At 62.9% G+C, this 26,797-nt stretch carries 26 protein-coding genes and 2 tRNA genes; 9 read left to right on the top strand and 19 right to left on the bottom strand.

Going from position 1 to position 26,797, the window contains the following annotated elements; all coding sequences use genetic code 11:
- The first annotated feature begins 57 nt into the window (after positions 1-57).
- A complete protein-coding gene (locus APZ15_RS15360) occupies positions 58-990 on the top strand; it encodes a LysR family transcriptional regulator (RefSeq protein ID WP_034195760.1) in 933 nt (310 codons plus the stop codon).
- 418 nt (positions 991-1,408) lie between these two features.
- Here APZ15_RS15360 and APZ15_RS15365 read toward each other — a convergent pair.
- From APZ15_RS15365 to cysS, 6 genes are all read right to left on the bottom strand, one after another.
- Positions 1,409-1,502: transfer RNA gene (locus APZ15_RS15365), tRNA-Ser, on the bottom strand.
- Between the two features lie 110 nt (positions 1,503-1,612).
- Entirely contained in the window at positions 1,613-2,866 is a 1,254-nt protein-coding gene (locus tag APZ15_RS15370) for an aspartate kinase (protein WP_027787050.1), read from the bottom strand.
- Between the two features lie 343 nt (positions 2,867-3,209).
- The gene (tilS, locus tag APZ15_RS15375) at positions 3,210-4,631 is read right to left on the bottom strand and encodes a tRNA lysidine(34) synthetase TilS (protein ID WP_027787049.1); all 1,422 of its coding nucleotides are present in this window, start codon (positions 4,629-4,631) and stop codon (positions 3,210-3,212) included.
- Between the two features lie 46 nt (positions 4,632-4,677).
- Positions 4,678-5,649 carry an acetyl-CoA carboxylase carboxyltransferase subunit alpha gene (locus APZ15_RS15380; protein ID WP_006478433.1) on the bottom strand — a complete coding sequence of 324 codons (972 nt, stop codon included), beginning with the start codon at positions 5,647-5,649 and terminating at the stop codon, positions 4,678-4,680.
- A 103-nt stretch (positions 5,650-5,752) separates the two neighbouring features.
- On the bottom strand, positions 5,753-6,580 hold the full coding sequence (locus APZ15_RS15385; RefSeq protein WP_027787048.1) for a DNA-3-methyladenine glycosylase family protein: 828 nt from the start codon (positions 6,578-6,580) through the stop codon (positions 5,753-5,755).
- 43 nt (positions 6,581-6,623) lie between these two features.
- Complete coding sequence (cysS, locus tag APZ15_RS15390; RefSeq protein ID WP_027787047.1) at positions 6,624-8,021, bottom strand: cysteine--tRNA ligase; 1,398 nt, start codon at positions 8,019-8,021, stop codon at positions 6,624-6,626.
- A 234-nt stretch (positions 8,022-8,255) separates the two neighbouring features.
- Between cysS and APZ15_RS15395 the strand changes: the two genes are divergently transcribed.
- The 4 genes from APZ15_RS15395 to APZ15_RS15410 all read left to right on the top strand — a co-directional run bounded on the left by APZ15_RS15395 (position 8,256) and on the right by APZ15_RS15410 (position 11,007).
- A complete protein-coding gene (locus APZ15_RS15395) occupies positions 8,256-8,978 on the top strand; it encodes a tetratricopeptide repeat protein (protein WP_027787046.1) in 723 nt (240 codons plus the stop codon).
- Positions 8,979-9,017: 39 nt separating this feature from the next.
- A complete protein-coding gene (locus APZ15_RS15400; protein ID WP_021162660.1) occupies positions 9,018-9,599 on the top strand; it encodes a peptidylprolyl isomerase in 582 nt (193 codons plus the stop codon).
- A gap of 88 nt (positions 9,600-9,687) precedes the next feature.
- Entirely contained in the window at positions 9,688-10,179 is a 492-nt protein-coding gene (locus tag APZ15_RS15405) for a peptidylprolyl isomerase (protein WP_006751616.1), read from the top strand.
- 27 nt (positions 10,180-10,206) lie between these two features.
- Positions 10,207-11,007: a UDP-2,3-diacylglucosamine diphosphatase gene (locus APZ15_RS15410; protein WP_027787045.1), complete on the top strand. Its 801-nt coding sequence runs from the start codon at positions 10,207-10,209 to the stop codon at positions 11,005-11,007.
- Between the two features lie 58 nt (positions 11,008-11,065).
- On the opposite strand, the gene cysE is transcribed toward APZ15_RS15410, so the two are convergent.
- Together cysE and APZ15_RS15420 are read right to left on the bottom strand one after the other, a co-directional pair.
- A complete protein-coding gene (cysE, locus tag APZ15_RS15415; protein ID WP_021162662.1) occupies positions 11,066-11,839 on the bottom strand; it encodes a serine O-acetyltransferase in 774 nt (257 codons plus the stop codon).
- 307 nt (positions 11,840-12,146) lie between these two features.
- The gene (locus APZ15_RS15420; protein ID WP_027787044.1) at positions 12,147-12,971 is read right to left on the bottom strand and encodes an RNA methyltransferase; all 825 of its coding nucleotides are present in this window, start codon (positions 12,969-12,971) and stop codon (positions 12,147-12,149) included.
- A 280-nt stretch (positions 12,972-13,251) separates the two neighbouring features.
- Between APZ15_RS15420 and APZ15_RS15425 the strand changes: the two genes are divergently transcribed.
- Together APZ15_RS15425 and APZ15_RS15430 are read left to right on the top strand one after the other, a co-directional pair.
- Entirely contained in the window at positions 13,252-14,055 is an 804-nt protein-coding gene (locus APZ15_RS15425) for an inositol monophosphatase family protein (protein WP_027787043.1), read from the top strand.
- A gap of 325 nt (positions 14,056-14,380) precedes the next feature.
- Positions 14,381-16,003, top strand: coding sequence for an NAD(P)/FAD-dependent oxidoreductase (locus APZ15_RS15430; RefSeq protein ID WP_027787042.1), 1,623 nt, complete (start codon positions 14,381-14,383; stop codon positions 16,001-16,003).
- A 153-nt stretch (positions 16,004-16,156) separates the two neighbouring features.
- Here APZ15_RS15430 and APZ15_RS15435 read toward each other — a convergent pair whose 3' ends face one another.
- A complete protein-coding gene (locus APZ15_RS15435) occupies positions 16,157-16,900 on the bottom strand; it encodes a chloramphenicol phosphotransferase CPT family protein (RefSeq protein ID WP_100199223.1) in 744 nt (247 codons plus the stop codon).
- Positions 16,901-18,550: 1,650 nt separating this feature from the next.
- Between APZ15_RS15435 and APZ15_RS42175 the strand changes: the two genes are divergently transcribed.
- Positions 18,551-18,991 carry a toll/interleukin-1 receptor domain-containing protein gene (locus APZ15_RS42175; RefSeq protein ID WP_063776984.1) on the top strand — a complete coding sequence of 147 codons (441 nt, stop codon included), beginning with the start codon at positions 18,551-18,553 and terminating at the stop codon, positions 18,989-18,991.
- Positions 18,992-19,066: 75 nt separating this feature from the next.
- On the opposite strand, the gene APZ15_RS40935 is transcribed toward APZ15_RS42175, so the two are convergent.
- Positions 19,067-19,182: transfer RNA gene (locus APZ15_RS40935), tRNA-Ser, on the bottom strand.
- Between the two features lie 29 nt (positions 19,183-19,211).
- Here APZ15_RS40935 and APZ15_RS40940 point away from each other — a divergent pair.
- Positions 19,212-20,162, top strand: coding sequence for an AbiTii domain-containing protein (locus APZ15_RS40940; RefSeq protein ID WP_049096236.1), 951 nt, complete (start codon positions 19,212-19,214; stop codon positions 20,160-20,162).
- Positions 20,163-20,355: 193 nt separating this feature from the next.
- Here APZ15_RS40940 and APZ15_RS15445 read toward each other — a convergent pair whose 3' ends face one another.
- From APZ15_RS15445 to APZ15_RS15480, 9 genes are all read right to left on the bottom strand, one after another.
- Positions 20,356-21,834, bottom strand: a complete 1,479-nt coding sequence (locus APZ15_RS15445; RefSeq protein WP_027787038.1) for a sensor domain-containing diguanylate cyclase — start codon at positions 21,832-21,834, stop codon at positions 20,356-20,358.
- A gap of 224 nt (positions 21,835-22,058) precedes the next feature.
- Positions 22,059-22,775, bottom strand: a complete 717-nt coding sequence (locus APZ15_RS42180; RefSeq protein ID WP_027787037.1) for an Imm52 family immunity protein — start codon at positions 22,773-22,775, stop codon at positions 22,059-22,061.
- A gap of 12 nt (positions 22,776-22,787) precedes the next feature.
- Complete coding sequence (locus tag APZ15_RS15455; protein ID WP_370448779.1) at positions 22,788-23,225, bottom strand: restriction endonuclease fold toxin 5 domain-containing protein; 438 nt, start codon at positions 23,223-23,225, stop codon at positions 22,788-22,790.
- Between the two features lie 61 nt (positions 23,226-23,286).
- On the bottom strand, positions 23,287-23,757 hold the full coding sequence (locus tag APZ15_RS39305) for a hypothetical protein (protein WP_080982199.1): 471 nt from the start codon (positions 23,755-23,757) through the stop codon (positions 23,287-23,289).
- Positions 23,747-24,244: a DUF4123 domain-containing protein gene (locus APZ15_RS15465; protein ID WP_027787035.1), complete on the bottom strand. Its 498-nt coding sequence runs from the start codon at positions 24,242-24,244 to the stop codon at positions 23,747-23,749. Before APZ15_RS15465 ends, APZ15_RS39305 begins: the two co-directional genes overlap by 11 nt.
- A gap of 6 nt (positions 24,245-24,250) precedes the next feature.
- The gene (locus APZ15_RS42685; RefSeq protein WP_226129584.1) at positions 24,251-24,682 is read right to left on the bottom strand and encodes a PAAR domain-containing protein; all 432 of its coding nucleotides are present in this window, start codon (positions 24,680-24,682) and stop codon (positions 24,251-24,253) included.
- Positions 24,683-24,855: 173 nt separating this feature from the next.
- Complete coding sequence (locus APZ15_RS15470; protein WP_027787034.1) at positions 24,856-25,641, bottom strand: DNA adenine methylase; 786 nt, start codon at positions 25,639-25,641, stop codon at positions 24,856-24,858.
- Positions 25,642-25,811: 170 nt separating this feature from the next.
- The gene (locus APZ15_RS15475; protein WP_027787033.1) at positions 25,812-26,306 is read right to left on the bottom strand and encodes a DUF2514 family protein; all 495 of its coding nucleotides are present in this window, start codon (positions 26,304-26,306) and stop codon (positions 25,812-25,814) included.
- The gene (locus tag APZ15_RS15480) at positions 26,303-26,797 is read right to left on the bottom strand and encodes a glycoside hydrolase family 24 protein (RefSeq protein WP_027787032.1); all 495 of its coding nucleotides are present in this window, start codon (positions 26,795-26,797) and stop codon (positions 26,303-26,305) included. The genes APZ15_RS15475 and APZ15_RS15480 overlap by 4 nt, the downstream gene beginning before the upstream one ends.

Below are 26,797 nucleotides of genomic sequence, written 5' to 3' on the forward strand. Positions count from 1 at the left end.
TGACTGAAATAGTTGCACCCAGTGTAGGGAGCCCCTAGTATCAAAACAAGATCACCAATGCTTGATGAAACGATGAGAGTTACTCACCAATCAAGGAGCTTCGATTTTTTCTCTTTCACCGTGTTCCTGGCCGTTGCAACACGACGAAGCTTTCGCGCAGCAGCGACCGAACTCGAGATCACGCCGTCAGCGGTCAGTCATTCGGTAAAAGCGCTCGAGCGGCGTCTGGGCGTCCGGCTCCTGAATCGAACGACTCGCAGCACCTCGCTCACCGAGGCCGGCGAGCGTCTGGCAGCCAAACTCCGGCCGGCGGTTTCGAGCATTGACGAAGCGATGCGCGAAGTCGACGATCTCCGCCTGGCTCCCAGCGGAACCGTGCGCATCAATGCAAGCGAAGGCGCCATCCGCCTCATCCTGCGTCCCATCCTGGCAAGCTTCCTGAAGTCGTATCCGGACGTGCATCTCGACATCGTGAGCGACGGCCGCCTCGGTGACATCGTTGCAGCGGGATTCGACGCGGGCATCCGACTGGCCGAGGCCGTGCCGCAGGACATGGTGGCCGTTCCGATCATGGGCAACGTTCGTTTCGCAGCAGTCGCGCCGCCCGCGTATTTCGCTGCACATGGACGCCCCACTACGCCGCACGATCTTTATCGACACGACTGTATTCGCTTTCGCTTCGAGAGCGGCGCGATCTACCAGTGGGAATTCGAGCGACGCGGCGTGAGCGAGACCATCGATGTCTCGGGCCCGCTTACTTTGACGGACCAACCGCTGATGGTCGACGCCGCCATGGACGGCATAGGCATCGCTTTCGTCCCTGACCACCTCGTCGTCGAGGCCTTGCGTGACGGACGCCTCGAACGCGTTCTTGACGACTGGTGTCCGCCTTTTCCGGGACTATGCCTTTACTATCCCGGCCATCGCCATGTCTCGCAGGCTCTGCGCGCCCTGATTGCCTTTATCAAGGGCGAGCAGCTGCGCAGTTGAGTTTTTGCATGGCAAGGCCGGCTCGTATTCGCGCCAGTCGCACGATACCGCCGGGTTAGCTGCGAAGCTTCGACAGGTTGTATCGATGGCTCATCCGAACTGAGTCTGGAAGACTGGAAGCCGCCAAACACCCAACCTTCCGGGAACCCAGCCGAAGGAGCTCACTTTCTCGAGTCGACTTGAGATGGTTCAGGAAATCACCGAGTCCGGCTCAAGCATGCCGCACGCGGACACGGATCGCCGCTTGACGAGTGATCACCCTTCACCGCGCGAATATTCACTCGGCATCAGAACGACTGCGACCGGTGAACCGCTCGTTCGTCGTGCTCATGCTCACAGGAAGCTTGTGAGTTGATTTGATAGTCAAAAAGAAAAAGCCCCGCAAGTCCGAGAACTTGCGGGGCTTTGTCACCGCTTTTGGCGGAGACGGAGGGATTCGAACCCTCGATCCAGGTTTTGGCCCAGATGCTCCCTTAGCAGGGGAGTGCCTTCGACCTCTCGGCCACGTCTCCCAAACTTTCGCTCGCACCAGGGAGGCAGTGCGACGAGAACGAAATAATATAGGGTTTCGAACCGCACGTCAATTTCCGTGATGCATTTTCTTCAATGCATCACGAAAAATTCACGATGCCTGGTCGAGTTCGAATGCCTTGTGCAACGCGCGGACGGCCAGCTCCATGTATTTCTCGTCGATCAGCACGGAAATCTTGATTTCGGACGTCGAGATCATCTGGATGTTGATGCCCTCTTCCGACAGCGTGCGGAACATCTTGCTCGCGACGCCCACGTGCGAACGCATGCCGACACCGACCACCGACACCTTCGACACCTTCGGATCGCCCTGCACCTGCTCGGCGTTCACGTGGCCCTTCACCTGGTTGGTGAGGATGTCCATCGCCTTCTGGTAGTCGCCGCGGCCGACCGTGAACGTGAAGTCGGTCTTGCCCTGGACGCTCTGGTTCTGGATGATCATGTCGACGTCGACGTTCGCATCCGCGACCGGGCCGAGGATCTGATACGCGATGCCCGGCTTGTCGGGCACGCCCATCACAGCAATGCGTGCTTCGTCGCGCTGGAACGCGATGCCGGAAATGACTGCCTTTTCCATGGTCTCGTCTTCTTCAAAAGTAATCAGGGTGCCCGAGCGCATTTCTTCGTCGAGCGCAATCAGCGGATCGGTCAGGCTCGACAGCACGCGCGTCTTCACCTGGTATTTGCCGGCGAATTCGACCGAGCGGATCTGCAGGACCTTCGAGCCGAGGCTGGCCATTTCCAGCATTTCCTCGAACGTCACGCGATCGAGGCGTCGCGCCTCTTCGACGACGCGCGGGTCGGTCGTGTAGACGCCGTCGACGTCCGTGTAAATCAGGCACTCTTCGGCACCCAGCGCAGCCGCGACCGCCACCGCCGACGTATCCGAGCCGCCACGGCCCAGCGTCGTGATGTGGCCGTCCGGATCGACGCCCTGGAAGCCCGTGATGATCACGACCTTGCCTGCATTCAGATCGGCCTTCACGCGCTCGTCATCGATCGAGTGAATGCGCGCTTTCGTGAACGCGCTGTCCGTCTTGATCGGCACTTGCCAACCCGCGTAGCTCACGGCCTCGACGCCGATTTCCTGCAGCGCGATCGACAGCAGGCCGACGCTGACCTGCTCGCCGGTCGACGCGATCATGTCGAGCTCGCGCGGGCTCGGCTGGCTCGAAATCTCTTTCGCAAGACCGAGCAGACGGTTGGTTTCGCCGGACATCGCCGAAGGCACGACCACCATCTGGTGCCCGGCCTGATGCCATTTTGCGACGCGTTTCGCGACGTTCTTGATGCGCTCGACCGAGCCCATCGAAGTGCCGCCGTATTTGTGTACGATGAGTGCCATTGTCGTTCTGAACTGGAGGAGAAACCGCACGGGCGCGCTGGGCAGGCCGCGTAGCCGTTCGGTCACGCGGCTTGTGGCTGTGGACGGACGACGAGGGGGACGGCTGGGACGCAACACGCAAGCGTGACGGATTTTGCCCGGAAGGCCGATCAGGCCGCGCAAACCGGGTACGTCACGCGGAAAACCTGCACAAATCGCTCAAAAATCGAGCCGAGCAAACGACCGAGCGTACCCGATAGAGGCCCGCTTGACAAGCCGCTCGCCGCGTCCGGAGCCGTTCCGGCGCTGTTTACCAAATGGTGAAAATGCGCGCGCCATCGCGCCGCCGGAAGCCTGCCCGCCGTTACGCGATCAGCAGGTCGGGACGCCATTCGATCCGGCGCCAGGTGCCGTCGCCTGCCGCCTCGCTGCCGAACGCGCCGACATCGCGATTGATGCCGAGCCGCGGCACGTAGATCAGCCGCTCGCCCGCGAACAAGAGCGGCACGTCGCGCTGCCAGGCCGGCACGCCGCGCTCCTGGAACAGGTTCTTCAGCGTGCGGCCCGGCCCGCCCGGCGACGTGCGCATCCGCTCGCCGCCCGCGCGGGCGCGCGCCACGAGCCGCGCACCGCGCAGCAGCGCCTCCGGCACCGCATCGGCGCTTGGCGCGTCGACCGGCGCGAACACGAACGTGCCGCGCCATCCCGGCAGGTGCCAGACCTCCTGCCCGTCCCACGCGAGCGACGCGTCCGGATGGGGGGTGCCGGTGCCATCGTCGGCCGGCTCGCTGCTGTCGCCCGCTTCCCAGTAGACGACATCGCGATAAAGCCGCAGGCATTGCCCCGCGTGATCGACGCGCAATGCATGGGCATCGTGTGCGGCACGCAACTGCCGCATCATGTTGGCGAGCCGGGCGGCCGACGCGCCCGGCAAACCGAGCCGGCGCATCCAGAAGCGCAGCAGGTTCGCGCCACGCGTATCGTCGAACGCAACCAGTGCATCGCGTGACAGCGCCTGCCCGTCATCGCGCGCGGCAACGGCGAAGTCGAGTTCAGCCAGATCGTCGAGCAGCCGCTGGGCGGCGGCCGCGTGCTGGGCCGCGCGGCCCAGCGCGTCGCGAAAGCCCGGGAAATGCACGGCCAGCACCGGCAGCACGTCGATGCGCAGCGCATTGCGCGCGTAACGCGTGTCGTTGTTCGATTCGTCGTCGATCCATTCGAGCGCGCGCTGCGCCGCATAACGCTCGAGTTGCGCGCGCAGCAGTCGCAGCAGCGGGCGCACGCGCTCGACGCTCACGCCGTCGGGACGGTAACGCGGCGCCATCGCGGCAAGCCCCGCGATCCCCGCGCCGCGCAACAACTGCAGCAACACGGTCTCGGCCTGGTCGTCCGCATGCTGCGCGAGCCACAGCGCAGCCGCGCCGTGGCGTTCGCACATCTCGTCGAGCGCCGCATAGCGCCGCTCGCGCGCCGTCGCCTCGACACCGAGGCCGCTGTCGCGCGGGACGTCGACGCACATCGATTCGAATGCGACGCCGAGCCCGGCCGCGCTCGCCTCGGCATGCGCAACCCACGCATCGGCGTTCGCACTCAGCCCGTGGTGCACGTGCAGCGCGACGCAGCGCGACGCGCCCGCGACGCGCACGGCCGCATCGAGCAACACCGTCGAGTCGAGGCCGCCGCTGTATGCGATCGCGATGCGCGCATCGGGCGGCATGCCGGAAAGCGCAACGCCGACCGCGTCGAGGACGACGCGGTCGGCGGAGAATTCGGTCGGTGGGATCACGAGAGGAATGCGCGCGCAGCGGCGCGCGTATTGAACAAGCGGCCGGTCATGCGCCCGGCGTGGTTTCCTTGAACTTGCCGTAGGCCATCAGGCGCTCGAAGCGGCGCTCGCGCAGCGCATCGATGCTCATGCCCTGGAACTGGCGCAGCGAATCGGCGAGCGCGCGGCGCAGCAGCGCAGCCATGCCCTTCGGATCGCGATGCGCGCCGCCGAGCGGCTCGTTGATGATCTTGTCGATCAGGCCGAGCGCCTTCAGGCGGTGCGCGGTCAGGCCGAGCGCTTCCGCGGCTTCCGGCGCCTTCGCTGCGCTCTTCCACAGGATCGACGCGCAGCCTTCCGGCGAGATCACCGAGTAGGTCGAGAACTGCAGCATCATCACGGTGTCGGCCACTGCAATCGCGAGCGCGCCGCCCGAACCGCCCTCGCCGATCACGGTCGTGATGATCGGCGTCTTCAGCTCGGCCATCACGTACAGGTTGCGGCCGATCGCCTCCGACTGGCCGCGCTCTTCCGCGCCGATGCCCGGGTACGCGCCCGGCGTGTCGACGAACGTGAAGATCGGCAGCCCGAACTTCTCGGCGAGACGCATCAGGCGCTCGGCCTTGCGATAGCCTTCCGGACGCGGCATCCCGAAGTTGCGCGCGGCGCGTTCCTTCGTGTCACGGCCCTTCTGGTGACCGATCACCATGCACGGATGGCCGCCGAAGCGCGCGAGACCGCCGACGATCGACAGGTCGTCCGCGAATGCGCGGTCGCCGTGCAGCTCGTGAAAATCGGTAAACAGTTCCGCAACGTAATCGAGCGTGTACGGGCGCTGCGGATGCCGCGCGATCTGCGAAACCTGCCACGGCGACAGGTTCGCGTAGAGGTCTTTCGTCAGTTGCTGGCTTTTCTTCGACAGCCGCTCGATTTCTTCCGAAATGTCGACAGCCGAGTCGTCCTGCACGAATCGCAGCTCTTCGATCTTGGCCTCGAGTTCGGCGATCGGCTGTTCGAAATCCAGAAACGTGGTCTTCATGTGTTCGAATCCTTGGGTCTTGCGGCAGCGCGTATTCTACCCGCGCGGGCGACGCTCAAAACCGGCTCTCAACTATTGATGTTTAAAACCCGATAGCCGCCGCTCAGGCGTCGGCGTCGGGCGCATCGAGGCTGCGCCACATGTACCAGGTCGCAACGGTGCGCCACGGTTCCCAGTTGGCCGCGACTTCACGCGCCTCGCTGCGCGTGACGGGTTCCCCGCTGAAGTAATTGACGCTGATCGCGCGGATCAGGCCCGGGTCGTCGAGCGGCAGAACGTCCGGCCGCGACAGGTTGAAGATCAGGAACATCTCGGCCGTCCAGCGGCTGATGCCGCGAATCTGCGTGAGTTCCGCGATCACGTCCTCGTCGTCCATCGACGTCCATTTGTCGACGTGCAGCGCGCCCGACACGAAATGCTGCGCGAGATCGAGGATGTATTCCGTCTTGCGCTTCGACAGCCCGCACGCGATCAGCTTGTCCGCGCCGAGCCGGATCACCGGTTGCGGCGCGAGTTTCGGACAGGCATCCCCGATGCGCGCCCACAGCGACTGCGCCGACGGCACCGAAATCTGCTGGCCGACGACCGAGCGCGCAAGCGTGACGAACGGGTCGCCGCGCTTCACGAGATGCGCGGGACCGAACTTCGGAATCAGTTTCTTCAGGATCCGGTCGCGCTTGACGAGGTCGGCGCATGCCTTGTCCCAGTAAGCAGGACGCACGACGACCTCCTCGCCGTCCGCTTCGGTCGCACGGGCCTTGCGGGCCGCGTCGGCGGCCGGCTGCGCGGCCGCGGGCTGCGCATGACCGTTGAGCGCGCCGTTCGGCACGGCGCGCGTTGCGTCCGTCTTCACCGGCGGCACGCGCTTGGCTGCCGGACGCGCGGCGACCGGGGTCGCGCGCCTGACCGGCGCTTTTCTGGCCGTTGCCATCTTGCCTCCTACCTGACGGATCGGTCAGTGGAACGCACCGCGCTCATACGCGACGCCATTCGGTCGATCCGCCCGGTTTGTCTTCAAGTGCGATACCGGTCTCGAGCAGTTCCGCCCGGATCCGGTCCGCTTCGGCATAGTCCTTCGCTTGCTTCGCCGCGACGCGCGCGGCGATCTTCGCTTCGATCTCGTCGGCGGCGAGCCCGCCCGCCTGCGCGGCACCCGACGCCTGCTGCAGGAACGCGCGCGGTTCGCGGCCCAGCAGGCCGAGCAGCCCCGCCAGCTGTTTCAGTTGCCGCGCGAGCGATGCGTCGCGCGTGCGATTCACCTCGCCCGCCAGCTCGAACAACGTCGCCACCGCGACCGGCGTGTTGAAGTCGTCGTTCATCGCGGCCGCAAAACGCTGCGCGTGCGGCTCGTTCCAGTCGAGCGCGAGCGTGTCGGCATTGACGTCCTTCAGCGCAGTGTAGAGGCGCGTGAGCGACGCGCGCGCATCGTCGAGATGCACGTCGCTGTAATTGAGAGGCGAACGGTAGTGCGTGCGCACGATGAAGAAACGCATGACTTCCGCGTCGTAGCGCTCGAGCACTTCGCGGATCGTGAAGAAGTTGCCGAGCGATTTCGACATCTTCTCGTTGTCGACCTGCACGAAGCCGTTGTGCATCCAGTAATTGACGAACGTCTGGCCGGTCGCGCCTTCGCTCTGCGCGATCTCGTTCTCGTGGTGCGGGAATTGCAGATCCTGCCCGCCGCCATGGATGTCGAAATGTTCGCCAAGCAGCGTGCAGCCCATCGCCGAGCACTCGATGTGCCAGCCCGGGCGGCCCATCCCGTACTTCGACGCCCACGACGCGCCTTCCGGATCTTCCGGCTTCGCCCGCTTCCACAGCACGAAGTCGAGCGGATCTTCCTTCGCGTCGTTCGCGGCGACGCGCTCGCCCGCGCGGAGATCGTCGAGCGACTTGCCCGACAGCTTTCCGTAGTTCGCGAACTTGCGCACCGAGTAATTGACGTCGCCGTCGGTCGCCTGATACGCGTAACCGTTCGTCTCGAGCGTCTCGATCATGCCGAGCATCTGCGGAATGAACGCCGTCGCCCGCGGCTCGATGTCGGGCCGCTGGATGCCGAGCGCGCTTTCGTCGTCGTGCATCGCGCCGATGAACCGGTCGGTCAGCGACTTGATCGTCTCGCCGTTCTCGACCGCGCGGCGGATGATCTTGTCGTCGATGTCGGTGATGTTGCGCACATACGTGACCCGGTAACCGATCGCACGCAACCAGCGCTGGACGAGGTCGAACACGACCAGCATGCGCGCGTGGCCCACGTGACAATAGTCGTATACGGTGATTCCGCATACGTACATCCGCACTTCGCCGGGCTGGCGCGGCACGAAAACTTGCTTGTCACGCGCGAGCGTGTTGTAGATGCGCAGTGATTCCATAGAGATGAACCGTGAGCCGAAGGAAACCGCCCTGGCGAAGCTCGCCCAGCATGCGAAACGGACGGACCATCTGCTGCGGCACCAGGCCGAGCGTCCTCGATATCACATGGGGCGGTCAGGCTGCAAGCACAGCGGTGACGGCCACGAGAGGCTAAGAAAGACTGCCTGCGGCTCGCCGGAACGCGCAGACGTTTTGTTAGAATGGCTCGGAGTATAACATTCCGATTTACGCCTATGAAACCTCATCGCGGCCGCGCGCCGAGCGCTGCGACCCTCGTTGCGACCACCGTCATGGGCGTCGCGCTGACGCTGTTCGCGGCCCCCGCAGCGCATGCGCAGAAGGCCCCGGCCACCGCCGACGGCACCCCCGAAATCGACGCGTCGATCGCCGGCAAGCAGTGGAAGCAGGCGCTCGCGCAGCTCGACGCGCGCATCGCATCGAACCCGCACGACCTGCAGGCGCAGTTCAAGCGCGGCACCGTGCTGGCCCGCCTGAACCGCGACGACGACGCGATCCAGCAGTTCGTCGCGATCACGCAGGCGTACCCCGAACTGCCCGAGCCGTACAACAACCTTGCGGCGCTTTACGCGAAGCATGGCCGATACGACGAAGCGCGCACCGCGCTCGTCACGGCGACGCAAGCGAACCCGAGCTACTCGCTCGCATACGAGAACCTCGGCGATCTTTACCTGCGCCTCGCGGCCGAGTCGTACAAGCGCGCGCAATCGCTCGGCCGCACGAGCGGCGCGACCGCGCAGCGCCTCGCCGATCTCCAGAAGATCGTGTCGCCGCCGAAGACCGCGCCGAACGCCCGCGCGGCCTCACCGGCCACGCGCGACTACTCCGACCGCGCCGCCGCGAACGTGAGCACCACCACGCTGCCGATGTCGCCGACGTTCCAGTTCAGCGGTCCGTCGGGCGCACTGGCGGCGCCGTACGTCGCGCCGTCGCAATAAGCGGCGCGGCCTTCTTTCCCTCCCAACCTGAGGATCGCAATGAAACGTCTGTTGCTGGCGCTTGGCGGCGCCGCCCTTCTCGCGACCGCGACCGCACCTGCGTTCGCGCAATCGGCTACCGCGCACCCCGTCGTGCAGCTGAAGACCTCGCAGGGCGACATCCGCGTCGAGCTCTACCCGGAGAAGGCGCCGAAATCGGTCGCCAACTTCCTCGATTACGTGAAGGCCGGCCAGTACAACGGCACGATCTTCCATCGCGTGATCAAGGGCTTCATGATCCAGGGCGGCGGCTACAAGACCAACTTCGAGGAGAAGCCGACCCGCGCGCCGATCCCGCTGGAAAGCCGCAATGGTCTGAAGAACCTGACGGGCACGATCGCGATGGCACGCACGAGCGATCCGAACTCGGCCACCGCGCAGTTCTTCATCAACACGGTCGACAACAGCGGCCTCGACTACCCGAACCCGGACGGCAACGGTTATGCGGTGTTCGGCAAGGTCGTGTCGGGTCTCGACGTCGTGAAGAAGATCGAAGGCGTCGCGACGACCTCGCGCGGTCCGATGCAGGACGTGCCCGCACAACCGATCGTGATCGAATCGGCGAGCGTCGTCTCGAAGTAAGAACCTGCCGGCACGTCCGGCGCCTCACGCGGCCGCGTCGCACGACCGGCCGCGTGCCATTTAAACCGCCTCACCGAAGGAATTCATCATGGTTGAACTGCATACGAACCACGGCGTGATCAAGCTCGAGCTCGACGCCGCGAAGGCACCGAAGACGGTCGAAAACTTCCTGAACTACGTGAAGAAGGGCCACTACGACGGCACCGTGTTCCATCGCGTGATCAACGGCTTCATGATCCAGGGCGGCGGTTTCGAGCCGGGCCTGAAGCAGAAGCCGACCGACGCGCCGATCGACAACGAAGCGAACAACGGCCTGAAGAACGACAACTACACGATCGCGATGGCGCGCACGAACGATCCGCACTCGGCGACCGCCCAGTTCTTCATCAACGTGAACGACAACGACTTCCTGAACCACTCGTCGCCGACGCCGCAAGGCTGGGGCTACGCCGTGTTCGGCAAGGTTGTCGAAGGCCAGGACGTGGTCGACAAGATCAAGGGCGTCAAGACGGGCAACGCCGGTTTCCATCAGGACGTGCCGGCCGACGACGTCGTGATCGAAAAGGCCGTCGTGGTCTGACGCACAGCACGTAACGGAGGCACTTCGATGTTGCAGGAGAGTCCGCCGCGAAGCGTCTCCGCGGGCGTGCCGGGCGAGCGCGAATACGCGCAAGCCGCACGCCCGTTCCTGTTTCTCTCCGATCTGCACCTGAGCGAAGCGATTCCGAAGACGGTCGCCGCGTTCGAGCATTTCGTGAAATACACCGCCGACAGCGCCGACTCGGTGTTCATCCTCGGTGATCTGTTCGAATACTGGATCGGCGACGACATCCTCGACGACGATCCGTTCGCGGCCCGCATGGCCGCGCTCATGCACACGTTCTCCGAACGCGGAATTGCGCTCTACGTGATGCACGGCAACCGCGATTTCCTGCTCGGCCGTCGCTTCATGAAGGCAGCCGGCGCGATGCTGCTGCCCGACCCGTCGCTGATCATGGCGTTCGGCCAGCGTATCGTGCTCGCGCACGGCGACGCGCAATGCACGGCCGATCGCGGCTACCAGCTGTTCCGCCGCTTCGCACGCAACCGCGTCGCGCAATGGCTGTTTCTCGCATGGCCGTTCCGCTGGCGCCGCGCGCTCGCGCACCGCATGCGCTCGAACAGCGAAGCGGGCCGGATGCGCCCTGCTTCGGCGATTTACGATGTCACGCGCGAAGGGGTGGCCGCCCTGTTCCGGAAAAGCCGCGCGAGCGTGATCATTCACGGCCACACGCACCGCCCCGCGCGCCACAGCGAGCCGGGCGGCATTCGCTGGGTGTTGCCCGACTGGGATCTCGACCACGGCAAGCCGCGCGGCGGTTACCTGCGTGTCGACGCGGAAGGCATCCACGCGATGCCGCTCGACTGACGCGGCCGCCGCCGTCGAACCAACCTGTCGCGACCGGCAGCGACCCGCATCGATCACATTACGCCTGGCGCTCGACCGTCTTGCCTTCCAGCACCGCCGACAGCCGGCGCAGATCGAGGCGCGCCGCGTCGGCGCCCTGCAGCGTTTCCAGATGCGTGCCGAGCCGTTCGAGCGCCGCGACGATCTCGTCGACGCGGCGGCTTTCCTTCGCAGCGTGATCGATCAGCCCGTGAATGGCGAGCGACATCGGATCGTCGGCATTCGGCGTGATCCCGTACGCGGAGAACGCCGCGCGTTCGGGCTGCGGCTTCGGCTGCGCCGGCATCACGATGCGCGCCGGATTGCCGACCGCCGTGCCGCCTGCCGGCACCGGCTTCACGACGACCGCGTTCGAACCAATCTTCGCGCCCGCACCGACCGTGAAACCGCCGAGCACCTTCGCACCCGCGCCGACGATCACGCCGGCCTCGAGCGTGGGGTGGCGCTTCGCGCCGCGCGTGAGCGACGTGCCGCCCAGCGTCACGCCCTGATAGATCGTGCAGTCGTCGCCGATGATCGCCGTCTCGCCGATCACGACACCCATGCCGTGATCGATAAACACACGCCGGCCGATCGTCGCGCCCGGGTGGATTTCAATGCCGGTCAGGAACCGGCCGGCCTGTGACGCGAAACGCGCGAGCCAGTAGCGCTTCGCGCGCCAGCATGCGTGCGCGAAACGATGCAGTACGAGCGCATGCAGCCCCGGATAACAGGTCAGCACTTCCCATGCACTGCGAGCGGCGGGATCCCGCTCGCGAATCGTTGCAACGTCTTCGCGCAGTCTCGTGAACATGATGTGGTCTGGGAAAAAGCCGGCGCGCATCGCCGACAATGACCGGCCGTTATCGCGCCGGGTAATTTAGTTATGACGTTCGGCGATTGTAGGGCGAGTCGCGCACGGCCGCACGAGCCCGCGTGTTCACCCCGCCGACGGCGCGGGTATTCGGCCGGAACGCTTGCTGGCATTGAGTTTGCGGGATGGCCGAACAGGCCGGGCGATTCGGCCCGGCGCTTCCGGCGGCCGGCGTAGCATCTGCCCGACAGGGAAACGGCCCCGCGCGCCGAGCCGTCCTGCGGCCCGTGCACTGCGCGCCGGCCGCTTACGCGTCGCCGCCCGGTTTGCCCGATTTCAGCAGGATGTGCTTCGCGATACCGCGCAGGATATTGACCTCCTCACGCTCGAGGCCCGTGCGCGCGAACAGGCGCCGCAACCGCGGCATCAGCTTCTTCGGGTTGTGCGGATCGAGGAAATCGAGTGCGATCAGCGCGTTCTCGAGGTGCACGTACATCCGCTCGATCTCGTCGCTCTGCGCGAGCGTGCCGGCTTCGGCCGGCGCTTGCGCCGACGGCTCGCTCGCCTGCTCGAGAAACGCGACGCGCAGCTCGTACGCGAGCACCTGCACGGCCTGTGCGAGATTCAGCGAACTGTAGGCCGGGTTCGCCGGGATGTGCGCGAGCGCGCTGCACTGCTCGACGTGCTCGTTCGCGAGGCCCGTGCGCTCGTTGCCGAACACGAGCGCGATGTCGCCCGTGCCGACCTGTGCGCACGCCTGCGTGGCAGCCGCGCGCGGCGCGAGACGCGGCGGCCCGTATTCGCGCGTACGCGCGGTCAGTGCGATCGACCAGTGCACGCCGGACAGCGCGTCGCCAAGCGTCGGCACGACATGCGCGGAGGCGAGGACGTCGTCCGCGCCGCTGGCCATCGCGATCGCCTCGGGATCGCTCTGGACGTGCGGCACACGCGGCGCGACCAGCACCAGACGCGAGAAACCCATCGTCTTCAGCGCGCGGGCGGCCGCCCCGACGTTGCCGGGATGGCTCGGCTCGACGAGCACGAAACGGGTGGACGTGAAGCCGCCGGACGGCGGCCGGGACGAGGCCGCGCCCGGCTCGGACGGCGCGGCGGTGATCTGCGGGGTTTCCACTACGATACGACTCGGTTCATCAGAATGGCAGTATGGTATCGCCATCGCCGCGGCAAACCCACTCGTCCGGATGGATAGTGGGGGTTTCCCCGTATCCCGGTCGCCTGAAACCGCCAAAAATCGGGTAAAATCATGCCTTTACGCGTCGCACTCCGTGCGGCGCGGGTCGTACCCCGTTCTTTGTCAATTCGCGTCTCACCTCGCCTGCCACGCTTGCGCCGTGCCGGGCGGTTGTTCCACTTCGTGGCGGCCCGTGCCGCCGGCTACAGGATCCAGGCTCATGCATCCCATGCTCAACATCGCTGTCAAGGCTGCGCGCCGCGCCGGACAGATCATCAACCGCGCGTCCCTCGATCTCGACCTGATCGAGATCCGCAAGAAGCAGCAGAACGACTTCGTCACCGAAGTGGACAAGGCCGCCGAAGACGCGATCATCGAGACGCTGAAGACCGCCTACCCCGACCACGCGATCCTCGCCGAGGAATCGGGTGAATCGGAGAACGAATCCGAATTCAAGTGGATCGTCGATCCGCTCGACGGCACGACCAACTTCATCCACGGCTTCCCGTACTACTGCGTGTCGATTGCGCTCGAGCACAAGGGCGTCGTCACGCAGGCCGTCGTCTACGACCCGAACAAGAACGACCTGTTCACGGCCACGCGCGGCCGCGGTGCGTACCTGAACGACCGCCGCATCCGCGTCGGCCGCCGCGACCGCCTGTCGGACGCACTGGTCGGCACGGGCTTCCCGTTCCGCGAAAAGGACGGCCTCGATGCATACGCGCGCCTCTTCACCGAAATGACGCAAGCCTGCACCGGCCTGCGTCGTCCGGGCGCGGCAGCACTCGATCTCGCGAACGTTGCGGCCGGCCGCCTCGACGCGTTCTTCGAGCAAGGCATCAACGTGTGGGACATGGCAGCGGGCAGCCTGCTGATCACCGAGGCCGGCGGCCTCGTCGGCAACTACACGGGCGACGCCGATTTCCTGCATCGCCATGAAATCGTCGCGGCGAACCCGAAGATCTACGCGCAGATGATCCCGATCCTGAACCGCTACACCCGCGTGCATCCGGCGGCGGAGTAAGCCCCGGCCGCGCCCGCGCGGCGCGGCTTTCGCGCACACCGCTCGCGGGCATCGTCACGACGGCGCACCGTTCGCCTCCCGGTTGCCGGGAGGCGGGAAAATCTTCCCGCACAAGGGTCGCTTCGTGCGCCTATCCTGAAGTTGCTTGAGTTTGTCGGGGCCGGTAGCGTACTGCCGCCCACACCGCCGTTCCCGCAACGACAATAAATGGTTTGCGTGCGGGTTTGCGTGCGGCACGCCCGCGCGGCGGACAACCCCGCCGGCCTGCCGGCCCCCGACCGTATCAACACCGCCACGACGCCGTGGCAATCGCATCCGAGTCCCCATGTTACGGCTAAGCGAAATTAAACTCCCCCTCGACCACCCCGAAAGCGCGCTCGAGGCCGCGATTCGCGCGCGCCTCGCGGAGCTTGGCGTGGCCGCGGACGAGCTCCTCCGTTACACCGTGTTCCGTCGTGCGCACGATGCGCGCAAGCGCGCCGACATCAAGCTCACATATATCGTCGACGTCGAAGTCGCGGACGAAGCGGCCGCGATCAAGCGCCTCGCCGGCAAGCCGCATTGCGGCGTGACGCCCGACATGGCGTACCACTTCGTCACGAAGGCGCCCGAGCACGGCAATTTCCTGCGCCCGGTCGTGATCGGCATGGGGCCGTGCGGCCTGTTCGCTGGGCTGATCCTCGCGCAGATGGGTTTCCGCCCCATCATCCTCGAACGCGGCAAGGCCGTGCGCGAGCGCACCAAGGACACCTTCGGCCTGTGGCGCAAGAGCGTGCTCAACCCCGAATCCAACGTGCAGTTCGGCGAAGGCGGGGCCGGGACGTTTTCCGACGGCAAGCTGTACAGCCAGATCAAGGATCCCAACCACTATGGCCGCAAGGTGCTGGACGAATTCGTCAAGGCAGGCGCACCGGAAGACATCCTGTATCTGAGCCGGCCGCATATCGGCACGTTCCGCCTCGTCAGCATGGTGGAAAAAATGCGTGCGTCCATCCACGAACTGGGTGGTGAAGTGCGTTTCGAAACGCGGGTCGACGACATCGAGATCGATCAGGGCAAGGTGCGCTCGCTGAAGCTCTCGAACGGAGAAACGCTGCGGTGCGACCACGTGGTGCTGGCCGTGGGCCACAGCGCGCGCGACACCTTCCAGATGCTGCACGATCGCGGCGTCTATATCGAAGCCAAGCCGTTCTCGCTGGGTTTTCGCATCGAGCATCCGCAAGGGCTGATCGATCGCAGCCGCTTCGGCAAGTTCGCGGGCCACAAGCAGCTCGGCGCCGCCGACTACAAGGTGGTCCACCACTGCAGCAACGGCCGCGCCGTCTACAGCTTCTGCATGTGCCCTGGCGGCACCGTGGTCGCGGCGACCTCCGAGCCGGGCCGCGTGGTCACCAACGGCATGAGCCAGTATTCGCGGGCCGAGCGCAACGCGAACGCGGGTATCGTCGTCGGCATCACGCCGGACGATTATCCCGGCGGCCCGCTGGCGGGCATCGCGTTCCAGCGCAAATGGGAAGAGCGCGCGTTCGAACTCGGCGGCGGCGATTACCGCGCGCCGGGTCAACTGGTCGGCGATTTCATCGCAGGCCGACCGTCGACGTCGCTGGGCTCCGTGGAGCCGTCGTACAAGCCGGGCGTGAACCCGACCGATCTCAGCACCGCGCTGCCGGACTACGTGATCGAAGCGATCCGTGAAGCCCTGCCCCAGATCGACAAGAAGATCGCCGGCTTTGCGATGCACGATGCAGTGCTCACCGGTGTGGAGACGCGCACGTCGTCACCGATCCGAATTCGACGCAAGGACGATTACCAGAGCATGAACGTCGAAGGCCTGTATCCGGCCGGCGAAGGCGCCGGGTATGCAGGCGGCATTTATTCGGCGGCGATCGACGGCATCGAAGTTGCGCAGGCGGTGGCCCTCAGCCTGACTTCGGCTGGCGCGTACTGATCTGCCCTGGCTCACTCGGCACGCAAAGGCCCGTGCGCCGAGTGAGGCCGGCCTCGGCGGGGCGGAGCCGGATGATGCAGCCGTACCGGCACCTTGCCCGGTAAGGTATCGCCCTGAAACCTGCGCCCCCGCTCGCCCCATGGGGCGCGGCCGTTACCAGCAAACACCTGCGTCATCCGCGTCGCCGAAAAACTCCCGGCGCATTTTCGAGAAGGCGGCAGGGACCGGTTCGCTTTGCAGCCATTTCAGAACGGACTGACCGCACTCGATCTCGTTTGTCGACGACGTATCCACGACGTAATCGTAGTGGCGGCCGGCGTGAATCTTGTCGTGCTGAGACGCGGCAAGTCCGATCTTGCGGTCACCACGAATACGCTCGCGATCGATCAGAACGTCGAGCGAACAAAAAACACCGACGATAAATACCGGCAGGTCAACCAGATCTTCAAGCATGTAGCGCCACGCGTCCGGCGACAAGACATGATCGACTATCACCGCCTGGCCATGCCTGGAAAACGTAGCCGCGGTGGCGTTGATCGCTCGACACAGAGCGGCCACACGAATCTGCGCCAACGGCTTCTCGACCGCCCAATAGTTGGGCGGCTCCATGTTTCGAAATACATCCAGCTCGACGTGCAAATGATGCTCGCCCAGGTTTTCGCACAGATACCTGGACAGCGTGCTTTTGCCCGCGCTGCTCGGGCCGTTGAGTACGACGATGGCCGCGTGATGGGGCGCCGGCATTTCAGTGCTTCGCATTGGGGTACCCGTCAACGTCTTGAGGACGTGAGACGCAATTCGATTCTCGACGAAGTAAACCACAATATCGAACCGCCGCCGCCGGCCGACAAGCCGCTGCTCGTCATCACCCGCAACTGGCCAAACGGCGAACTTCACGCCCGCACGTGACGCCACTGGTAAACTCGGGCAACCCAAGCAACAACTTCATGCCTGACCTATGACCACGCTGTCGCCCGAAGCCTTCGCCGGCCATACTCCGATGATGCAGCAGTACCTGCGCCTTATCTGACAAGGCTCGACACGCAAAGCTACGCCAAGACCTACGCCACACTTTTGAGGACGGGCCAATACCGACCCGTTTCACGTTATTGTTAGCCCGCCTTGAGCGGGGCTTTTTTGACCTCGTGCGGTGCCACTTAGACCGAAGTCACTTCCTCCGACGGCGAACGGGGCTTCTATCTATGCCGGGGGCCAAACCAACCGTTTTGACGCAACGCTGAGGCGACCAATACTGGAGGTGCGAAATCTCGATGAGCAGTTCATCAGAACGATCTCGCAGATCACGATAGTTGTAACGGTCGGCTATAACGCGAATCGACTGAAGTCGCACCCGCCAATATGCGGGATCGCAGATCGGCGCCCCAAGCGGAAACTCACCGCGGTTCTTCGAAAGGGTTCGTAGGGCATTTTTTACATGCACTAGATCTCGCTCAATCCCAGCATAACGATCGTCCATACCGCCCGCCCCCGGTAAGCGTACTGTCCGCAATGCAGCAACCCCTGCTGCTGACCCATAAGGTTCTATTAGCGGCAAAAAGAGAGCCGTACCCCGCCCCCCCCTCCGACACACGGCCCGACACGAGAACCATTGCCCACGCTATCTGCGGCGCGACTGAGCCCGCTCCTTCCTTATGCAGGACCTTTGTACGGTCAATGGATAAGCAAAATGCGCACCACCGCCCCCCTTCGCCTGTCGGATTAGTGCGACCGCAGACACCAGTATGCTGAAAAATGGGGCAGGATATAGAATGATTCAGACTTGAATCGGTGATCGGCAATTCCATACCGTTCGCGCAAAGGGCCGACGTGCTCTTACACACGGAAGACGAAAAAACTGGAGCCGATGATCCAGTTCTGAAACGTCGAAGAGGCTCGGAAAGTTGTGCAGCTAGCTGCCCCTCCCCATCAGCGACAACTGACCGGCAGCCGCCGGTCGTGATCTCCAGCAACTGGCCGAACGGCGAACTGCGAGCAGTCCCGTGCGGGCCACTGGTAAACTCGGGCAGCCAAAGCAACTTTTCCCGGTCACATGAGCACGCAACCCACGGCAGCACCTGCACCCGTCACGCCAATGATGCAGCAGTACCTGCGGATTATCTGACAAGGCTCAGTCCACAAACCTACACCAAGACCTACGCCAACCTTTTTCAGGCCCAGCTGTTACTCCGGCGATTCACATCCCCATCCCATGACGACTTAAGCGTTTGTGTTTAAGATCGGAGCTGTCACATCAAATGAGGCAGCATGGATATGGCTAGATGCACGGCACCGGTACGTGGGCACAGGTCGGCAGCTGCTGCTGCAGACTGTCCTGCATGTGGCGGCCGTGGCTACGGCTACGGCGGTGGCTACGGCTCTTCCTACTACGATTCGCCCTACTCCACGGCGGCCATCGGAGGAAGCACTTACAGCAGTGGCGGCAGCGGCAGGCCCAGTGGCGGAGCAAGACCCCGCTGGTCGCGAGCCGGTTCATCAGTCTCGTACACGCCCGCCCAAGTCGTATCACTCACGCCAGTTCGTGAATCTGTGGAGAATACAGCGAAGGAGCAGCCGGACCTTCGCGATTGCTTCTTGTGCCACGCGTGGGACGATCGGCAAGGGGCAGCCAAGGAGCTGTATGAATTGCTCGATGCGGCTGGCGTCAAGGTATGGTTCAGTGAGAGAGACCTTGGCCTGGGCGTACCGATGATGCGTGCCATCGACAAGGGCTTGGCGAATTCCCGCATCGGGCTCGTGCTGGTCACCCCGAACCTGTTGCGCCGCCTCCCGCAAGAGGGTGTTGCGGACAAAGAGCTTTCGGCCCTCTTGGCGGGCAATCGGCTCGTGCCCATCGTGCATCAAACGACGTATCAAGAGCTCCGAAATATCAGCCCGTTGCTTGCTTCCCGATCCGGCCTGGACACGGCCGAGGACTCAATGGAAGTGGTCGCGACCAAGATCGCCGAGCTGGTCGCCATCTGGGACTAGCTCGCCTTCTGCCAACCGGCAGAGAGTCAAGAGACACAACAAAAAGCCCCGCCGAAGCGGGGCTTTTCTTTCTGTGGGCGCGAGCCGGAGTCCAACCGGCCTAAACGGCTTTGCAGGCCGACATCAACTATTATAAATCAATAGTTTACGAAATTAAACCACCCGAATTAACCGCCTCACGCGACCGCGTCATTCGATAAGCAGTTCACCCGCACAATCGATGTATGATCCCTACATCCCACTCCAAACCACGCCCATGCAGCTCTTTGACGATATCGTGACATTGCTCAGCGACGAGACGAAGTCCCTGACGAGCGCGCTTTTAAAAACTAGGGTGCTTATGCACCGGATCGGCCATAAAGACATTGACGGATGGCTGGCGTGCGAGCTTAACGGTTACCCCAAAGACGCCCAGATTCCCAACTATCGCATCGTGGGTGCAAACGTCATAGGCACGGTAGAGAACATCGCGAAGCGATACAACAATGTGACTTTGCCAACACTTCATCTTCCTGAGGTATTTAGAGAAAGATTCAACAGAGCTCACTTGGCGCATTCCGTCGCAGAACTCGAATCGTTTGCCGTAGCAAAAGAAGGGTCTGTGGCATCAGCCATCCCGCCCGAACTTTATGGGATGATGAGCAAGCCGTATGACGGCGACTTCTCCGTAACGTCCGCAAAGAGCGTCATCGGCTCAACCTCCATAAAAGGCGTTCTTGTTGAGATTCGTTCGCGCCTACTAGAGTTCGTGCTGTCGTTACAAGACAAAATTGGCGATGTACCGGAGGGTGAAATGAAGAAAGCGGCCGAAGGCCTAAATACCGGGGCTCTTTTCCAATCAGCCGTATTCGGCTCAAATACGACAATTGTGGTGGGGAGCCAAAATAGAACAACAGTTAATAACACGGCGACTCAGGGCGACATCTCTCAGCTGCGAAAGGTCCTGCGCGATGCCGGAATTGGCGAATCCGATCTAGCCACATTGGATCAGGCGATCGAGGACGATGGTGATGCCCCCCACCGTACAAAAACGCTCGGTCCGCGAGTCGCTGAGTGGATTGGAAACATGCTGCAGAGGGCGGCAACTGGTGCACTACAAATCGGACTCAACACTGCTGGTACCTTGCTAACGTCGGAAATTTCCAACTATTACGGACTTGGCTCCAGCTGACAGGCTCTGCCGCATCGGCCACATAGCAATATTTGTCGGTCCGTCGCAACCGCCCCCGTAGTTCAGGGGATGGAATGATAAGCTCAAGGCTTATCCAGCAAGGCTCTCGCCCCTTGCTGTAGCAAATTTGTAGCACGCGAAAAAGCCCGCTCGCAGCGGGCTTTCGTATTCTTGTACCTGCCAATTCGCTCCATCAAGCTGCTACGTTGGACGTAGCGACCTTGTTCCTCCCGGTTAACTTCGCGTAGTACAGCGCCTCGTCTGCCTCCTTGATCAGCGCGCTTGGCTCACAGCCTTGATCCGGCGTCCACGTCGCCAAACCAATACTGGCCGTCACGCGCCCATATTCGCTACCAGCGTGCTCAAGTGCCAGATCGTCGATCGCCGCACGAATCCGTTCGGCGATCTGCACGGCTCCGGTCTGCGGCGTGTCCGGGAGCAGCACGACGAATTCCTCCCCGCCATAGCGAGCCGCAGTATCGACCGGGCGTCGGATGCTCTCGCCGATACAGCGGGCGACCGCAGCCAGCGCATCATCCCCTGCCTGATGGCCGTAAGTATCGTTGTAAGCCTTAAAGCGGTCGACGTCGACGAACAGCAGTGAAAAGACGGAATGCGCGCGCCTGGCGCGACGCCACTCCCGGTTCAACACCTCCCCGAAGCTGCGGCGATTGTTCAGGCCGGTGAGCCCGTCGGTGCGTGCAAGCAGCACCAGCTCTGACTCAGCACGCATGCGACGCCGCAGTTGCCCACTGAGCAAGATCGACAGCGCGATGAAAGCAGCGCCGAAGGTGGCTACTAATGCGCCGATTGTTACGGCGCGGTGCCGCCACGCGGCATAGATGTCCTGCTCGGCTTCCGCCACCATGATGATCAGCGGCAACTTGGGCAGGTGCTTGAAGTAGTAGAGCCGGCGCACGCCGTCGATTGAGGCGGTCTCCGAGAACACCCCTTCTGGTGCGGACTTGAACCGCAGGAAAGTCGCGGCCTTGCTGATGTCGCGGCCGACGATACCGTCCTTGTACGGCTGACGCATCACCATAATGCCGTCCTTGCCGATCAGCGACATCGAACCATGCTGCCCGAGCGATAGGCCGGCAAACAGCCGATGGAAGTATTCGAGGTTGAGCGCGATCAGTGCAATACCCGCGAACGATCCGTCCGAGTTTGAGATCCGCCGCGACAACGTAATGACGAGCATGCCGCTGCGCAGGCGCGATGCGAACGGATCGCTGACATAGAGACCAACATCAGGACGATCGCGATGGACGGTGAAGTACTTACGGTCGGAGAAATTTCCCTTGCGGGGCACGTCGTTGGACGAATCGAGGATGATGTTGCCCTTGGCATCGAGCACCAGCTGCGCACCAATAAAGGGCGCATTCATTGCATGGTCGAACAGCACGCCGCGTCGCAGCGCGGGCGCTGCTGCCATCACGTCAGGCCGCTGCAAGCCGTGAATCAGCGCCTGTAAGGATAGGTCGTAGAGTTCGAAGTTGCGCTCGATATCGCGCTCGGCCAGCAGACCGAGATTGCGCGAGGTTTCGCTAGCCCGCTCCAGGGCGTCGTGGCGGCTCTGGAATAGCTGTAGCACGCACAGGCCCATCAGCGCGCAGGCAATCACAATGCCGACTGCCACAATGGCGTAAGGGGCTGCCTTCCCGGGATGCATGGATCTCCTCGCCGCAAAAGTGTGCGCGCGCCGGCGCGTGGTTTCCGCATACTAAATCGGATAAGCACATTTGCAAGCGCAGAGCGAAATTGATCGAAAGGCGAACATCGCGCAAGGGAGACAGAGCTATCGGTGAACCCGAGCGGCAACAGTAACTTTATGTCCGATCTATGACAAGACGTCACCCGATTCAATTGGCAGGGATTGACGGACCTTAGCTGCCCTCAGATCTCGGCAAGAAGCGGCAGTAGATCCATAGAAATGAGTCGCGCCTCGATATTGTGCGCCACGGCCAGGTGCTCCTCATTGTCGGCCGAGAACACCTCACCCTTGATGCTGACAAGGATCGTCCCGAGTCGCATCTTCCGATCTGCCGACAACACGGGAACGATCTCCTGCGCTTCGGGGATCTGTTGAATGGTCAGCTCCACGGGCAGATAGATCATCCAACCCACACCGGGGCGGTCTTGAAACGCCTGCTTGTCCGAGTAACCGTCAGGCGCTGCCGAGATCACGGCCGGCAAAAACTCCTGTGCGGTCGCGCCCACAATACTCGCCACAGTGTCTTTGTGTTCGATGAACGCCCCGCGAGCGTCAATTGATACCGTATCGGGGAAATGCCCGCCGCACGCGAAGACCTCAATCGATGCGCCGATGGAATCGTCGGCGCTGCCATCCCATATCCCGAGCGAGGACGTTTCTTCGCCCCGGTATTCATTCTCCAGCGCCGCGACCGCCGTGCTACTGGGCTGGCCATCGGTCGCGTACACCTCCCCCGCCTGCGCCTCTTCGAGCGTGTCGCCCTGCATTCGCCAATTCGGACGCGACAGTTCCGGAGCCGCTGCCGCCATTACATCAACAATCGCACCAACCTTCGCGAGTGTTTGCGAGAAAGCGAACACCTCGATCCCGCCGGCCTTGATGAAGGAATCAATTTTCATGATGGTAGGAATTTACGGAAAATACTCCGACTCGATCGACATGGTCTTAAACCATACCGACATCCGCCTATAGGTCAACGGCCCTTGGAAATAGTACCGTAGCCGCGTAGGCGGATTCGCCTTGACCCGCATCGCGCGCTTGATCGCCTGATCGCGCATATGGCGAAAGCCCTTGAAGAACTGTTCGGACTTCGGAATAGATCCATCAAGGAACTGGTCATAGTTCCCCTTGGCCTCTTGCAGCAAGCACTCTTGCGGCTTGAACCCGTCAAAATCGATTCCAAGCCACTCCCACTCGTCGCTCCACTGGCAGCTCTCCGTATCGAACGCAAAGCCGGTTACGCGCGCCTGATATCGGTACGCCGGCCAGTTAGCGCCGTGTCGGCTCCGCACAAGCTTGCCCGTCTGTTCGGGCGGGCACTTCTTGCAAGGCGCAGTGGAATCGGACATTGTCCGCGATTCCGTTTTTGCCTTCGCCTGCTCGTCCATCTTGCTGACGTCACCCCGAAGGCTACCGATCCCCGCTACTGCCACGCCCCCCAATAAAGCGCTTCCAATAGCCGACAATACCGGCCCCGCTTCCGCTGCTGCGGCTGTCACTAGAGGGATTAACGGTGCCGCCATGCGGAACTCCTTTCAAGCTATCGGGATGTTGTGATCGCCAAGTGATCTCTTGGACGTAGACGTGAAAACGCTCATCGGCGCTACGGCCGGGTTTCGTCAGCCATGCCTTCGCAGCCGGCTTCTCGTAAAAGTGCGGCGAATATGCCTCGATTTTCAAGAACTGAACCAGATGCTCGCTATCCTGAATCCCGAGAGATCGAGCGGCGCGATATGCATCCCAGAGCCGGTTATGAAGATCGATATCCTGCGTCAAAGCAGGATCCGCCTTGAGCAGATCACGGCGCACGCCGTCAACGAAATTGCGAGCCTCGCCCTCGGCGAGTGCAGACACGTGGGCGGGAGTAAGGTTAAGCGGCATGGGGATGCGCCCTGAAGAGCTGCCCGTCGATCTCGATCAACCAGTCGAAGGTCGGTGAGAAAAATGTCGTCCGCTCGGTCGGACTAAGGGCAGGTGCGAAATGCCGCATCACACGGGCGTCGTAATAGCGAAGCATTACCGACCGGCCATCCGGCAATATGCCGTCGAGCCGGTCGCGAAGTTCTGCCGCAAGCTGGTGCGGTTGATACGCGCTGATAATCCAGCTCACCCCATATTCGCCCTGCGCTAACTGCCCAAGCACACGCCGGCAATCGCCGTCGACAGCCGCGAAGTCGAATAGCCACGGGCCGGCGTCCGCGAGCGAGGCGTCTGGTGTTGCATCAAGCAGCGCAATTGCCGCGTCGCGCGTCCGGCGCGGCTCGGAACCGCCCAGCTCCGAATACAACAGCCCATCCACAAGCGCAAACAGACGAACCGGAAGGCTCGCCCGCTCTTGCACCGCTGAATAGATATCTTGAACGCTCATCGACGCTCACCCGCGAACGACCATCGCAGCCGCATTCTTGGCAGCAGCAACCATGCACGAGAGACAGAATCCCTGTGACGGCTTCGGGGCAGCGAGTTCGAGCGCGACCGGACCTCCGGTCGCAGAGAAACCCATTCTGACGAGTGCATCCGACTCGAAGGACTGAAACATCTCTGACTGCGATGCAATCATGGTTGGGAGAGGACTGCACCCGCAAGCGACCTTATCGCCTTCCAGCGCAGCTTCGTGCCCCATCAAGTTACCCGGCCAACGCGGCCCCTCTGCAACGATGACGCCGACACGCTTGCACGCTGGACAAGTTACTTTGGCACCTACGTAGGTGAGTCCAACTCCGTCGCAACTCATTGTCGGGATAGCGTCGACGACCACCCCGCCGCTGGTCGATTGGTCTCCGACTCGGAGATAGTTCCGCCTCACATGCAGGCCCTCTCGGTTTCTAATGATCCGACTATTACCCGAGCAAGAGACCGATGTCGAGAGTCGGAAGGCGACTTGACCAAATGTGACATTTAACCAACTCGCCCCCGTGCTCAAACCCCCGCAAAATTGCCGGGTATGCCGCAGGAGCTGTCCTGCGGGCGAGCCATCCGCTAGAACAGACCAACCGGCTGCGACGCGTCATCCCAACTGAAAATGATCAGCTCGTTACGGTCGACGGCCTCAACACCAACCGTGTACTGGATCGGCACGGTCTCGATGTAAAACCCTTCAAACACGCGTCGAATGTCCGGGTGATCGTTGAGACTCACAATCGCGCGACCTTTGAGACGGCGCAGCCGCTCGGCCATCTTTTCGTACTCCGCAAACGGAAACGGCACGCCATACCCCTGCGTCTCGTAATACGGGGGATCGAGATAGAACAGCGTGTGCGGCCGATCGTATCGATCAATGCACGCAGCCCAATCCAAGCGTTCGATGAAGGCATTCGCCAACCGCTGATGCGCGACGGATAGCTCCTCCTTGAGACGAATGGGATTCAATCCCGGCGCAGCCAGCGTCTTCGACCCGAAAGTCTGCCCTTCGAGCTTCCCACCAAAGCAACTTTTTTGCAGGTAGTAGAAGCGTGCAGCACGCTGGATATCGGTGAGCGTTTCCGGGATCGTATGCTTCAACCAACCAAACAGCTCGCGACTCGTAAACGCCCAATTGAACTGCCGCACGAACTCATCGACATGATGCTGCACGACACGATACAAATTGATCAGTTCACCGTTGATGTCGTTGACCACCTCGACCTTCGCCGGCGGACGCATGAAGTACAACGCGGCCCCGCCCGCGAACACTTCGACATAGCAGTCGTGCGCCGGGAAACGCGGGATCAGGTGATCTGCAAGACGGCGCTTACCGCCGATCCAAGGAATGATGGGATTTGCCATTGTGAAAGCCGTTTTAAAACTTGGTGTAGAATCCGGCCCGCCTACCGGTAGGTAGCAGGGCCTTGGCCGATTCACTGGCGTACACAGTGGAAAGGCGACCGGGAGACGTGTTGCTGCACGTCCTCCGGTCGCCCTGTTTCTTTCGAGGCCGCCCGGCCCCGATCGCCGCGCTACTGCGGCAAGTTGCTTTGCGCGTCGCCGATCAACGCGTCGTAACTGCGCTCGCACTGCCGGCCGGCAATGCCTCGCTCGTCAGCGATTTTCGCCAGATCTCCCGCGCGCTCGTCAGCCCGGCCGAACACGTCGGCAAGCAGATCGAGGGCGTCGCCGGTTGCCGGGCTTCCGGCCGCAGCGCCGGCACGCCGGACGTCGGCGACGAGTGAGGCGACTTGCCTGCGCAGCCCGTCAGCAGCAGCGCCGGCAACAGCAGCATCAGCGGCTGCCTGATCACGTTCTTTCGCAGCATCGGTTGCGATCTCCTGTTGTGCCGCCAACCGGCGGCGATATTCGTTACGTTCGTTCGTCAGGTCATCGATCTGCCGCGCCTGATCCACCACCTTCGCGGATTGGTCGGCATCACGATGTCCCTCGAAGTAGCCGCAGGCAGCGCCGGCAATGACGCCAGCAACGACGAGCAGCCAAATGCGCGGGTCGATCCACGTCATGCGATCACCTCCCCGCCGGCCGCGCGATACGCCGCCAGCAATTCCTCGATGTCGTTTTCGTGCTGGCCGTATCCCGCCCCCGGCAGACTGGCCCATACGTTCGACACCTTGGCGATGGCTTCGCGAAACCGGCCTGCATCGATCAACGGCAATGCGCCGTGCTCGCGCAACTGCTGCAGCGCGTACCGATCCTGCGACACCGGCCCGAAGTCGGGCAGCTTCATCTGCGCCTGATAGATCCGCCACCAGCGCGTGAGGATCTGGTAACGACCAGCCGCTGTCGACGGCACGCGGATCTGGCGATTGAGCACATTCGGATGTGCGGCATAGCTCGCAAACAGCAGCGGGCGCGATGCCGTCGCACCGACCAGGACGTTGTAACCGTCGTCCGACTTCGCGAGCAGCGGCAAGCCGATCTCGCTTACCGCGATGGTGTCGAGAAACGCCACCCGGTTCTTTCCGCCTGCGGCGGCAACACTGATTCGCGCCAT

The organism is Burkholderia cepacia ATCC 25416 (genome assembly GCF_001411495.1).
Classification (GTDB): domain Bacteria; phylum Pseudomonadota; class Gammaproteobacteria; order Burkholderiales; family Burkholderiaceae; genus Burkholderia; species Burkholderia cepacia.

Excerpts from the sequence above, each read along its gene's own strand:
- APZ15_RS15360 (WP_034195760.1), top strand. The coding sequence starts at position 58 with ATGCTTGATGAAACGATGAGAGTTACTCACCAATCAAGGAGCTTCGAT.
- APZ15_RS15370 (WP_027787050.1), bottom strand. The coding sequence starts at position 2,866 with ATGGCACTCATCGTACACAAATACGGCGGCACTTCGATGGGCTCGGTC.
- APZ15_RS15380 (WP_006478433.1), bottom strand. The coding sequence starts at position 5,649 with ATGAAGACCACGTTTCTGGATTTCGAACAGCCGATCGCCGAACTCGAG.
- APZ15_RS15385 (WP_027787048.1), bottom strand. The coding sequence starts at position 6,580 with ATGGCAACGGCCAGAAAAGCGCCGGTCAGGCGCGCGACCCCGGTCGCC.
- cysS (WP_027787047.1), bottom strand. The coding sequence starts at position 8,021 with ATGGAATCACTGCGCATCTACAACACGCTCGCGCGTGACAAGCAAGTT.
- APZ15_RS15395 (WP_027787046.1), top strand. The coding sequence starts at position 8,256 with ATGAAACCTCATCGCGGCCGCGCGCCGAGCGCTGCGACCCTCGTTGCG.
- APZ15_RS15400 (WP_021162660.1), top strand. The coding sequence starts at position 9,018 with ATGAAACGTCTGTTGCTGGCGCTTGGCGGCGCCGCCCTTCTCGCGACC.
- APZ15_RS15405 (WP_006751616.1), top strand. The coding sequence starts at position 9,688 with ATGGTTGAACTGCATACGAACCACGGCGTGATCAAGCTCGAGCTCGAC.
- APZ15_RS15410 (WP_027787045.1), top strand. The coding sequence starts at position 10,207 with ATGTTGCAGGAGAGTCCGCCGCGAAGCGTCTCCGCGGGCGTGCCGGGC.
- cysE (WP_021162662.1), bottom strand. The coding sequence starts at position 11,839 with ATGTTCACGAGACTGCGCGAAGACGTTGCAACGATTCGCGAGCGGGAT.
- APZ15_RS15425 (WP_027787043.1), top strand. The coding sequence starts at position 13,252 with ATGCATCCCATGCTCAACATCGCTGTCAAGGCTGCGCGCCGCGCCGGA.
- APZ15_RS15430 (WP_027787042.1), top strand. The coding sequence starts at position 14,381 with ATGTTACGGCTAAGCGAAATTAAACTCCCCCTCGACCACCCCGAAAGC.
- APZ15_RS40940 (WP_049096236.1), top strand. The coding sequence starts at position 19,212 with ATGTATGATCCCTACATCCCACTCCAAACCACGCCCATGCAGCTCTTT.
- APZ15_RS15445 (WP_027787038.1), bottom strand. The coding sequence starts at position 21,834 with ATGCATCCCGGGAAGGCAGCCCCTTACGCCATTGTGGCAGTCGGCATT.
- APZ15_RS42180 (WP_027787037.1), bottom strand. The coding sequence starts at position 22,775 with ATGAAAATTGATTCCTTCATCAAGGCCGGCGGGATCGAGGTGTTCGCT.
- APZ15_RS15455 (WP_370448779.1), bottom strand. The coding sequence starts at position 23,225 with ATGTCCGATTCCACTGCGCCTTGCAAGAAGTGCCCGCCCGAACAGACG.
- APZ15_RS39305 (WP_080982199.1), bottom strand. The coding sequence starts at position 23,757 with ATGCCGCTTAACCTTACTCCCGCCCACGTGTCTGCACTCGCCGAGGGC.
- APZ15_RS15465 (WP_027787035.1), bottom strand. The coding sequence starts at position 24,244 with ATGAGCGTTCAAGATATCTATTCAGCGGTGCAAGAGCGGGCGAGCCTT.
- APZ15_RS15470 (WP_027787034.1), bottom strand. The coding sequence starts at position 25,641 with ATGGCAAATCCCATCATTCCTTGGATCGGCGGTAAGCGCCGTCTTGCA.
- APZ15_RS15475 (WP_027787033.1), bottom strand. The coding sequence starts at position 26,306 with ATGACGTGGATCGACCCGCGCATTTGGCTGCTCGTCGTTGCTGGCGTC.
- APZ15_RS15480 (WP_027787032.1), bottom strand. The coding sequence starts at position 26,797 with ATGGCGCGAATCAGTGTTGCCGCCGCAGGCGGAAAGAACCGGGTGGCG.